Raw genomic sequence first — 10,407 nt, 5'->3', positions numbered from 1 at the left:
GGCGGGGTGAACAGGCAGATAAGGATCGTGCTGGACGAGCACAGGGGCATGAGGCTGGACCATATGGTCAAAGCCGTGTTCTGGTACTGCGCGAGCAGGCTCGAGTGCCCGCCTCCGCCCGAGAGCATCCTGAGGGACATGCCGACAGACGACGACATAGACGGCCTGACGAGAAGGCCGCCGAGCTCGGCGCAAGGGACGAGTCCGTGGCGAGATGGGGCGACGCGGTGGTGTGGAGCGAGTTCCACTCGAGCGATCCGTGGTCCCATGCCGGCGAATAGCCCGGGACACACTTTTTTGCCTATATCCTAAATCATTACAGCATAGTTGTCCCTGATTACATCTGGAGATTGCGCTGGCGGCGGTGGGCTTGCGGTGTATTCGTTGGATTGGGAAAGAAAGAGGGGGAGGCTGCTCTATCCTGTTCGGTGCTGGAAATACGCGTTGGGCTGCTGCGTTCATCGACGAGAGCGGTAGCTGGAACATTGCCTTTCGGGCTTTGACGCGGTGCCGGGATTGCGCCTCGATCCGCGGCATGGGAGATAGCTGAAGAAAACGAGGGGGTAACTGATGATGCTTGAAACCGAGAGATTGCTCTTGCGCCCTTGGATGGAATCCGATGCCGAGGACCTCTATCGCTATGCCAGCGACCCAGAAGTGGGCCCTACCGCAGGGTGGCCTGTTCATACGAGCATCGAGAACAGCCGGGAGATCATCCGCGACGTCTTTTCCGCCGAGGAGACGTACGCGGTGTGCCTAAAAGAGGACAGGCGCGCCATCGGAAGCATCGGCCTCATCCCGCCTGAGCAGACCCAGATCGCCGCGCCGCCTACGGAGATGGAGATCGGTTTTTGGATCGGCGTCCCGTTCTGGGGCCGCGGCTACATCCCGGAGGCGGTTCGCGAAATTCAACGACATGCTTTCGAGGACCTCGGCTGCACGGCACTTTGGTGCGGCTACTACGACGGCAACGGGAAGTCGAAGCGCGTCCAGGAGAAGTGCGGATTCACCTTCCATCATACCGAGGAAGGCGTCGATTGCCCTCTTATCGGCGATGTGCGCACCGAACACTTCACGTATCTGAGTCGGGAGAAATGGAGCTTCCTATAGGTTCCTAACGTTCTTCAGGGGCATCGGGGTGCTCGCGCCACGGCGGCGGGTCCATCACCGTCCTATCAAGGCGAAGAGTCTGCGCGATGAGCGTCGCAAGGAGTTTTCCCCTGGTTTGACGTTTGCATATTGATTCGTCAAAACCGGGAAGCCAACTGCTGCCCGACATTGGCCAGTAGATCTTCTAATGTCCCTCTTTTGAGACATGGGGTTGCCGAGCTCGTTGGTATTATTTTGCATGTAAAGACCAGCCTAGCTGGTGTCGACCATCGAAAGGAGCCGACATGGGATTCATGGACAACGTCATGGGCAGCTTTAACGACGAGGCTGGGAAAATCAATACTGGAACAGGTCAATATCGCGTTATGCAGGTCGTTCTGAGGGAGAAGTTCGTCGGCAAGGGATCGAAGAACTTCGCCGAGATCGAGGAGCTTTGCAACCAGCAGTACGCCGAAGGTTACCGCCTTCACACGTTCGCGCAGTCGACGGCGGGATCCACCGGCATCGGCGGCGGCGATCGAACCGTGTGCAATCTCGTGTTCGAGCGCATGAACTAACGCGGGCGCGCTGGGAAGCTTCGTGCCCCGCGCCCTCGCACGCACAAACAAGATGCGCCCCCGAGCGTTCTCGCGCGCTCGGGGGCGCATCTTGTTTGCAGCGCGAACCGCAGCGACGCGTGGACTTGCGAGCGCAGGCGTGATATAGTTCGCCCATGTCGTTAGACGAAAAGGAGCGTCGAGACAGTGCATTTCCCCTGCATAGCAACAGGAAAGGCTCATATGCCGGCCTCCGCGCCCCTCAATTCCCATGGAAAAAAGGGGAAATCGCGCCATCTTCGTGCGGGGCTTCGAGCGACACGACATATTTCACTTGGCGATAAGCGCGCAGGGCGAAAAGCTCTGTGCGCTTTTGCGTTTTAGAAGACGAGAGCGGTTACGCGAAAGGAAAGCGCATGGACAGGGAACTTCTGAGCGTTGCAGGTGGAACCAAGCCGGCCGACGTGGTCATCACGGGCGGTCGCATCGTTAACGTCTACACGGGCGAGATCTACGACGGCGGCGTGGCGATTAGCAACCAAACCATCGCGGCGGTCGGCGATGTCGACTACTGCATCGGCGAGGGCACGCGCACGATCGACGCCGAGGGCGCCTTCATCACCCCGGGCTTCATCGACGGGCATATCCATCCCGAAAGCTCCGACCTTGCCATCCGCCCCTTCGCGGAAGCCGTGCTCAAGCATGGCACCACCTCCATCATGACCGACCTTCACGAGGTCGGCGTGGTGTCTGGTCTTCCCGGCATCGAGGCCGTGCTTGAGGAAAACGAGGCCACCGATCTCAATCTGTACTTCGTCGTGCCATCGCATGTGCCCTTCTCGCCTGCGCTCGAGACGAGCGGCGGCAAGTTCAACCCCGAGATCATCCGCGAGGCGCTGAAGCGCCCCGACGCCGTGGGCATCTCCGAATGTGTCGGTCCCTATGTTCTCGCCGAGCTGCCCGATCTACTCGAATCGCTCGACAACGTCGCCTCGATGAAGGGCATGACCGCGCAAGGGCATCTCGTCGAGATGAAAGGCAAGGACCTCAACAAATGTGTCGCCGCCGGCATCTCCACCTGCCACGAGGCGCTTTCCGCCGACGACATCATGGACCGCGCACGCGCGGGCGTCCACGCGATGCTGCGTGAGTCCTCCGCCGCTCGCACCCTCTCCGACCAGCTGAAATGCATCGTCGGCAAGGATATCGACACCTCCATGATGAGCATCGTCACCGATGACTTGCATTGCTGCGACTTGGCGTCGACGGGGCATCTTGACCATCATCTGAAGCTCGCCCTCGAAGCTGGCGTGCCGTTCGCGAAGGCAATCCAGATGGTCACCATCAACGCCGCGCGCGCTTTCGAGCTCACCGATATCGGAGCGCTCGCACCCGGAAAGCGCGCCGACGTGAACATCGTCTCGGGCGACACCGCCGAGGACTTCCAGGTCGTAAGCGTCTTCTCGCGCGGCAAGCAAGTCGTCGACCACGGCGAGCTGCTCGTTCACTACGAGAAGGCAACCCACGACCCCTGCCTGCTCAACACCACGAAGCTCTTGAACCCCATCACGCCCGACAGCTTCAAGATCGCCGCCCCCGAAGGCGCCAAGCGCGTGAAGGTGACCTGCATGGACACGCTCCCATGGATCCCCGTCACGCAGCCGCGCGAGGTCGAGCTCGAGTGCAAGGACGGCTACGTAGCCTGCGACGTTTCCCAAGACGTTCTCTACATCGCGCAGGTCGAGCGCTACGGAATCAACGGCAACGTCGGCCGCGCGTTCATGGGCGGCTTCCACATGACAAGCGGCGCCATCGCCTCCTCGGTCGGACATGACAACCACAACGTAATCGTCATGGGCACGAACTTCGAGGACATGGCGGTCGCCGTGAACCACATAATCGAAATCGGCGGCGGGCAGTGCCTGGTTGACGGCGGGGAAGTCATCGAGTGCGTGGAATACCCCGTCTGCGGCCTGCTCACCGACCTCTCCTGCGAGGAGCTCGCGGCGCGGAAGAACGCTCTCAACGCCGCCTGCGCCGAGCGCGGCTGCATCATCTCCATCCCGTTCATGTTCCTCTCCTTCATCTGCCTGGCGGCGCTGCCCGCGTACGCCATCACCGACCACGGCTTCATCAATGTGATGACGCTGCAGATCGAAGACCCCATCAAGGGCGTCGTGGAATAGGGCGCGCAATGGCAAAGACTACGCAACCGAGGGCGTTTTACGGGTCGTTTTTCCATACGCCCGAATACGGCAGCTTCGAGTATTTGGAGTGCGCCCTCATAGAAGTAGGGGAAGACGGCGCGATCGAACGCGTCATCGCACATGACGACCCCGACCAAGCTGCGGCGCTCGCGAAGGCCCGCGAGGCCGGCACGCTCTACGAGCTGGGGGAGGGTAGATTCGGGCTGCCGGGTTTCGTGGACATCCACACCCACTCGCCCCAGTGGCCGCAGGCGGCGCTCGCGCTTGACGAGCCGCTCTACCGGTGGCTCGATGAGCGCACGTTCCCCCTGGAGTCGAAGTTCGCGGACGTTGATTTCGCGAAGGAAGTGTACTCCGACCTGGTCGATCAGCTCCTTGCTCGAGGGTCGACGACGGCGGTGTACCTTGGCAGCGCCCACTTGGAGGCAACGGTGGCGCTCGCTGAAATCTGTGCCGAGCGCGGCCAGCGCGCGCTCGTGGGCAAGACGGTGATGGACGACCCCGCAGCGAACCCGGACTACTACCGCGACGCATCGCCTGAGCAGGCGGTGCGCGACACCGAAGCTCTCATCCGCGAGGTGGAGGCCATCGGACGGAAAAGCCGGGCGGGCGCCTGGCCCGTCATCACGCCGCGCTTCATCCCCAGCTGCACCGACGAAGTGCTTCGCGGCCTGGGCAATCTGGCTGAAAGCACAGGTGCCTACGTGCAGACGCACTGCAACGAGGGGCAGTGGGAACACGACGTCGTGCTTGAGCGCTTCGGCAAGACAGATCCTTATGCCCTGCGCGATTTCGGCCTGCTACGCGAGCACTCCATCATGGCGCATTGTCCCTATCTCACTGAGGAGGAGGGCGAGATGTTCGCCGAGCTGGGCGTCGCCGTCGCCCATTGTCCGACGGCGAACTCCTACTTCTCAAGCGCCGTGGCCCCCGTCCAGCGCTTCCGCTCGCAGGGGATCCACGTGGGACTCGGTACCGACATATCGGGCGGCTACAGCCCTAGCATGTACGAGAACATTCGCCAAGCAGTGCTCGTATCGCGCCTGCTCGAGACAGGCGTGAACGCACAGCTCCCGCCCGAGGAACGCGGCGGGCTCGGCGAGGGCACGCGGCTGTCCCTCGTGGAGTCGTTCTGGCTCGCCACCGCAGGCGGCGCCGAGGCGCTCGGCTTGCCGCTTGCGACCTTCGAGCCGGGGCGCGCCTTCGACCTGCAGGTCATCGACGTGAAGCGGCCCAATAGCGACCTTACGGGCTTCGGCGTGTTCGACGAGCCGATCGACCGGCTTGCCCGCATCCTCTACCTGTCAACGCCCGACAACGTGCGCCAAGTGTTCTCGCAGGGCGTCCTCGTGTGCGACAAGGACGCGAGGTAGGGCGCACGTCTTGGCCGTTTGCGCACGGCCTGTGGTATTATGAACCGAACTGACTGCACACACGCCGCCGCGAGTTTCGCGGCGGCGCTTTTGAGTGAGAAAGAAGCTTCCATGTCGCTTTCCATCGGAATCGTCGGCCTGCCGAACGTCGGCAAGTCCACGCTGTTCACCGCGCTCACGAACAAGGGCGGGCTGGCCGCGAACTATCCCTTCGCCACCATCGAGCCTAACGTGGGCATCGTCCCCGTGCCCGACGCGCGCCTCGACGCGCTTGCGGCGATCGACCATCCGGCCAAGATCGTTCCCGCGACGGTAGAGTTCGTCGACATCGCAGGCCTGGTGGAGGGCGCGAGCAAGGGCGAGGGCCTGGGCAACCAGTTCCTCGCGAACATCCGCGAGACCGACGCGATCTGCGAGGTTGTGCGTTTCTTCAGCGACCCCGACGTCGTGCACGTAAACGGCAAGGTCAACCCGACCTCCGACGTGGAGACGATCAAGACCGAGCTCATCCTGGCCGACATCGGCACGCTCGACAAGGCCATCCCGCGCCTGGAGAAAGAGGCCAAGCGCGACAAGGCCGGCGTGAAGAAGCTCGAGGTCGCCAAGAAGGTGCTCGAGGGCTTGAACGAAGGCCATCGCGCCCGCACGCTCGGCTTGGACGAGGACGAGCAGGCGGCGATCTACGACCTGCATCTGCTCACCATGAAGCCGATCCTCTACATCGCGAACGTCGACGAGGACGCGCTCGACGCCGATTTGGCCGAAATCGACGGGTGCGCGCCAGTGCCCATCTCGGCGAAGGTGGAAGCTGACTTGGCCGAGCTCGATCCCGAGGAAGCGAAGGAGTACCTCGAGGCCATGGGGCTTTCCGAGTCGGGATTGGCACGCCTGGTCCGCGAGGCGTACAAGCTGCTCGGACTGCAGAGCTACTTCACGAGCGGCGAGACCGAGACGCGCGCATGGACCATTCCCATCGGTGCTAAGGCCCCGCAGGCTGCAGGCGTCATCCACTCCGATTTCGAGCGCGGCTTCATCAAGGCTGAGACCGCGAGCTTTACCGACTACGTGGAGCTCGGCGGAGAGGTAGGTTGCCGCAATGCCGGCAAGCTTCGCCAGGAAGGCAAGGAATACGTGGTACAAGACGGCGACGTCATGCACTTCAAGTTCAATGTATAACAAGATAGGGACGCGAAAGCGTCCCTTTTTTATGGTGAGCTCCCGAGCTTGCGTTTAGCCTTTAGACGAGGGGCTTTTCCCTTCTACGATGAGGCACCATAAGCCCCCCATGCCGCATGCAAAAGAGGCAATGATAAGCAGAATCAGCGCTTTATAAGGGACTTGGAAGCATTCATCGATCAATTTCGATGAAGTAAATAAACCCAGGGATAAAGCGATGAGGACCAACCCTCTCCTTCGAGCCCTATTGAGCTTTAGATTGCTTACCTTCTTTGCCATGAGCCTTTTTATTGAGAATCGGGGTGGCGTGGACAGAATCGGTCGATATGTGAGCCGTTCTTCCTCTCCGAGCGCCTCTCCCGCGCGGCTTGGCAAAGAATGCCCAGGTCGTGAATCTGCGGGCGCGTGAGGTGGGAGCAGTAAGCCCCGTCGGCGCTCACATATCGACTGATTTTGTCCACGGAGAGCCACAGTCGTGAAAGAACAAACAAGGTTCGCAGTGGGCAATCTCATCAGCTATGCTATCTGACTGGACGTGAATCACAAGTGCCGCCGGCACAGCGGATTTCGACTGCTATGCAACCTACCCGCAAGCAAGGTTTCCGGTGCGGGGGGTGCGGGCAGCTCGCGTAGCCCGCACACCCGCATCTCAACGCTACACGCGCGGAATCTCGAGCATCTTCTGCTTGAGCTCGGCTTCCATCTCGCGCATCGCCGCCTCGGCCTCGGCGCGCTTCTGGCGGCCTTCCGCCTGGATTTGCATAACCTCGTCGAAAGTCTTGATGAGCGTCTCGTTGGTGTTCTTGAGCGTCTCGATGTCGACGATGCCGCGCTCGGACTCGCGGGCAATCTCGACAGTCGAGGTGTGCAGCATCTCCGCGTTCTTCTTGAGCAGGTCGTTCGTCATGTTCGTGACAGCGCTCTGCGCGCGGGCGGCCTCAGCCTCGTTCGCAATGCCGAGCGCGAGCACCATCTGGCTTTTCCACAGCGGAATGGTGTTCACGATGGTGGTCTGGATCTTCTCGACAAGCGTGATCTCGTTGTTCTGCACGAGGCGAATCTGCGGCGCCGTCTGCATGGCGATGGTGCGGGTGAGGTCCAGATCGCCAAGCTTCTTCTCAAAGCGCGTGCACATGGCCTCGAGGTCCTGCGCAGCCTGGGCGTCCTCAGCGCGACCGGTAGCACGAGCATGCTCGACAAGCTCGACGAGCTCGCCCTCGCGAACCTGAGCGAGCTTCTTTTTGCCCGCGAGCAAATACATCGTGAGCTCTTTGAAGTACGTGAGGTTCAGCTCGTACATCTTGTCGAGCGTCGCCGCATCCTTCACGAGCGTCATCTGGTGGTCTTTCAGCTGGTCGACGATCTTGCTCACGTTCGCCTCTGCCTTGTCGTAGCGCGTGCGAAGCGACTGCACCTTGTCGACGCCGCGTTTGAAGAAGCCGAACAGCCCCTTCTCCTCGGTGGCATTGAACCCGCGCAGCTCGTTGACAACGCCGGTGATAAGGTCGCCCACCTCGCCCAAATCGTTCGTGCGCACCCGCTCGAGCGCCGACTCGGAGAAATCGGCCATCTTCTTCTGCGCGCCGGCGCCGTACTGCATGATGGCGGCCGAGTCGCGCACATTGATCTGCTCGGAGAACGATTCAACCATCTTCTTCTCGTCATCGGAGAGCATTGAGTCATCGAGGGCGAGGCCTCCTTCGTCTTTCGCCAGCTCCTCCACCGGCTGGGCGGAAAGAACAGGAGCGGGCGCATCGTCGAGCTCGGGAGTAAGCGTAAGCGTGAGCTCGGGCGTTGCCTTCGATTCGGTGCTGTTTTCCATGACGATACCTTTCTTCGGTTCCTTACGGACGCATGCTCGCCCGTTTTCGGTAGGGGTTTGACTATCGGGCCTTGTCAAACGGACTTTCGGTGAGACCCTCCTGCGCGAGCACGGTGCGGAGCACCGTGATGTCAGACGACACATCGGTCGCCACGTCGCGAAAGAGCGAGTCGAGCAGCTTCTCGAACGCGACGCTCAAGCTATCGAGCGCTTTCTCTATCTCGCGCTTCGAGTCGACGATGTTGTCGCTTTGGATTGGCTGGGAATCAAGCTCGCGGTAGGTCTCGAGCAGCTTCACCGTGGTGGGCAGGTAGTAGTCGAGGAGCCTGTCCAAATCGTCGATGAGCTCGGGGTTCTCGGCAGCGGCGTCGAGAATGGCCGTGACCACGTGCTCGATCCGGTCGAGCGTACGCGAAATCTCTTCATCGGGAATAGCGTCGTTGCCTTCGCGGATGAGCGCGATAAACGCCTTTCCACGGTCTAAGAGCTGCTGCTGCTCGGCGGTGAGCGGAGCGCTTTCCTTCGAGCCGGCAGATTGCACGAGCGCCTGCTGGCGTTCAGCACGGCGCGCCTCGGCAAGCTCACGCTCGTGGCTCTCGCTGGCTTCGGGGGTCATGAGGAGCAGGCCCGAGGTTTCATCGAGCGTCGCCTGCTTGAACATGCCCTTCGCAAGCATTTTCCTCACGTTTTTCTGCACGTCCGCGACGCTCTCGGAGCCCCGCTGCGCGAGCTCGTTCAGGCTGTACGACTCGCGCAGGCCGATGGCGTTGCGGTAGCGATCGAAGGCGCCCGCAAGACGGATCTTTCGAGTGCCCGCGAACACGAGCGCGCCGCCGAGCACGGCGCCTGCGGCGATGAACGGCACGGCAGCCGCGAGCTTGATGAGGAGCATGATAAGCCCTATGGCGACAAGCGGGATTCCCACAGCAACGCCTGCGACTACAAGCGCTATGCCGCCGCCGCGCTGGGTCGTGGCGCTCGCATAGCGCAGGTTCATGAGCTCCTCTTTGCGCTTTCGCTCCTGAATGAGCGCGTATTGCTCCTGACCCCGGCGGATACCGTCAGATGCCTGCGCAATCCCGCGGCCGATGCTCTCAGCGGCGGCGCCGGCAACACGCTCGATGGTCGACTGGAGGTCGCTGAAATCGCTCGACTTCACGGCGTTTTGCGCAGCGTTTGCAACTTGATCGGCCATGTTATCTGAAAAAGCCATCGGGCTGCCTTTCCGTGAATCAATCTATCGCCTCGATTGTAACCGAACGTACGTGCTCGAAGGAGCCAAAGGGCGCGCCGTAAACCCTTTTTTACCAAGTCGTAGGAAACGAAACGACGGGCGCGACCAAACGCGAGTGCAATATTCAACAAATGGGGTGTAATTCGAGACCTCACACGATACAATAGGTGAAACCTCAAGCAGCCGCGCTCTTAAGGAGAATCCCATGGCCTACGTTTTCACCCACGCAACCGTCCTCGACGGCACCGCCGACATGGAGCCGCGCCCCAACACCACCGTCGTCGTGGACGACGAGGGCCGAATCGCGGCGATCGGTGCGGCGGAAGAAATCGTGCCGCCTGTAAACGCTCAGGAGATCGACCTTAAGGGAGCTTACCTTGCGCCCGGCCTCGTGAACCTGCACGTGCACCTTTGCGGCTCGGGCAAGCCGACGAGCGCAGGTGCTGCGGGCAACCTTATCGACAAGGTGGTGGGAAACCCGATCGGCATGTGGTACCTGCGGCGCATCATCAAAAAGCATGCGCAGCAGCAGCTTGCGAGCGGCGTGACTACCGTGCGCTCGGTGGGCGACCCGGGCTTTGCCGACGTGGACGTGCGCGACGCGATCAACGCCGGAAAGTACCCCGGGCCGCGCCTGCTCACTTCGGGCGTCGGCGTCACGGTGCCGAACGGCCACGGCGCGGGGCTGTTCGCCCACATCGCTAAGACCCCCGAGCAGGCGCGCGAGATCGTCCGCGACTGCTTCGCGCGCAAATGCGACCTCGTGAAGCTGTTCATCACGGGCGGTGTCTTCGATGCGGAGAAGGAAGGAGAGCCGGGCGTTTTGCGCATGTCGCCCGAGATCGCAGCTGCGGCGGTCGACGAGGCGCACAAGCTCGGCATGGCGACAGCGGCCCATATCGAGAGCGCGGAAGGCGTGCGCGTAGGACTTGAGGCGGGCGTCGACACC

General features: G+C 61.6%; 9 protein-coding genes. 6 read left to right on the top strand and 3 right to left on the bottom strand.

Annotation, left to right across the window (positions count from 1 at the left end; all coding sequences use genetic code 11):
• A partial coding sequence (locus tag Q0G18_RS07675) for a hypothetical protein (RefSeq protein WP_297151591.1) occupies positions 1-248 on the bottom strand: 248 nt, incomplete at its 3' end.
• Between the two features lie 322 nt (positions 249-570).
• Between Q0G18_RS07675 and Q0G18_RS07670 the strand changes: the two genes are divergently transcribed.
• From Q0G18_RS07670 to ychF, 5 genes are all read left to right on the top strand, one after another.
• Positions 571-1,110 carry a GNAT family N-acetyltransferase gene (locus Q0G18_RS07670; RefSeq protein ID WP_297151588.1) on the top strand — a complete coding sequence of 180 codons (540 nt, stop codon included), beginning with the start codon at positions 571-573 and terminating at the stop codon, positions 1,108-1,110.
• 284 nt (positions 1,111-1,394) lie between these two features.
• Positions 1,395-1,667, top strand: a complete 273-nt coding sequence (locus tag Q0G18_RS07665) for a DUF4177 domain-containing protein (RefSeq protein ID WP_170264523.1) — start codon at positions 1,395-1,397, stop codon at positions 1,665-1,667.
• 395 nt (positions 1,668-2,062) lie between these two features.
• The gene (locus Q0G18_RS07660) at positions 2,063-3,832 is read left to right on the top strand and encodes an adenine deaminase C-terminal domain-containing protein (RefSeq protein ID WP_297151585.1); all 1,770 of its coding nucleotides are present in this window, start codon (positions 2,063-2,065) and stop codon (positions 3,830-3,832) included.
• A gap of 8 nt (positions 3,833-3,840) precedes the next feature.
• Positions 3,841-5,226 (top strand): guanine deaminase, encoded by a 1,386-nt coding sequence (gene guaD / locus Q0G18_RS07655; protein ID WP_297151582.1) that lies wholly within the window; start codon positions 3,841-3,843, stop codon positions 5,224-5,226.
• 111 nt (positions 5,227-5,337) lie between these two features.
• Positions 5,338-6,402 carry a redox-regulated ATPase YchF gene (gene ychF, locus Q0G18_RS07650; RefSeq protein WP_297151579.1) on the top strand — a complete coding sequence of 355 codons (1,065 nt, stop codon included), beginning with the start codon at positions 5,338-5,340 and terminating at the stop codon, positions 6,400-6,402.
• 655 nt (positions 6,403-7,057) lie between these two features.
• Here ychF and Q0G18_RS07645 read toward each other — a convergent pair.
• Both Q0G18_RS07645 and Q0G18_RS07640 read right to left on the bottom strand, forming a co-directional pair.
• On the bottom strand, positions 7,058-8,224 hold the full coding sequence (locus Q0G18_RS07645) for a toxic anion resistance protein (RefSeq protein WP_297151576.1): 1,167 nt from the start codon (positions 8,222-8,224) through the stop codon (positions 7,058-7,060).
• 61 nt (positions 8,225-8,285) lie between these two features.
• Complete coding sequence (locus Q0G18_RS07640) at positions 8,286-9,437, bottom strand: 5-bromo-4-chloroindolyl phosphate hydrolysis family protein (RefSeq protein WP_297151573.1); 1,152 nt, start codon at positions 9,435-9,437, stop codon at positions 8,286-8,288.
• A 226-nt stretch (positions 9,438-9,663) separates the two neighbouring features.
• On the opposite strand from Q0G18_RS07640, the gene Q0G18_RS07635 reads away from it, so the two are divergent.
• On the top strand, positions 9,664-10,407 hold a 744-nt coding region (locus tag Q0G18_RS07635), incomplete at its 3' end, for an amidohydrolase family protein (RefSeq protein ID WP_297151570.1).

The sequence above is a fragment of the uncultured Ellagibacter sp. genome, assembly GCF_934636505.1.
GTDB lineage: Bacteria > Actinomycetota > Coriobacteriia > Coriobacteriales > Eggerthellaceae > Ellagibacter.
The sequence above is the reverse complement of the archived record's forward strand: the minus strand, read 5'-3'. Positions and strand labels throughout refer to the sequence as shown.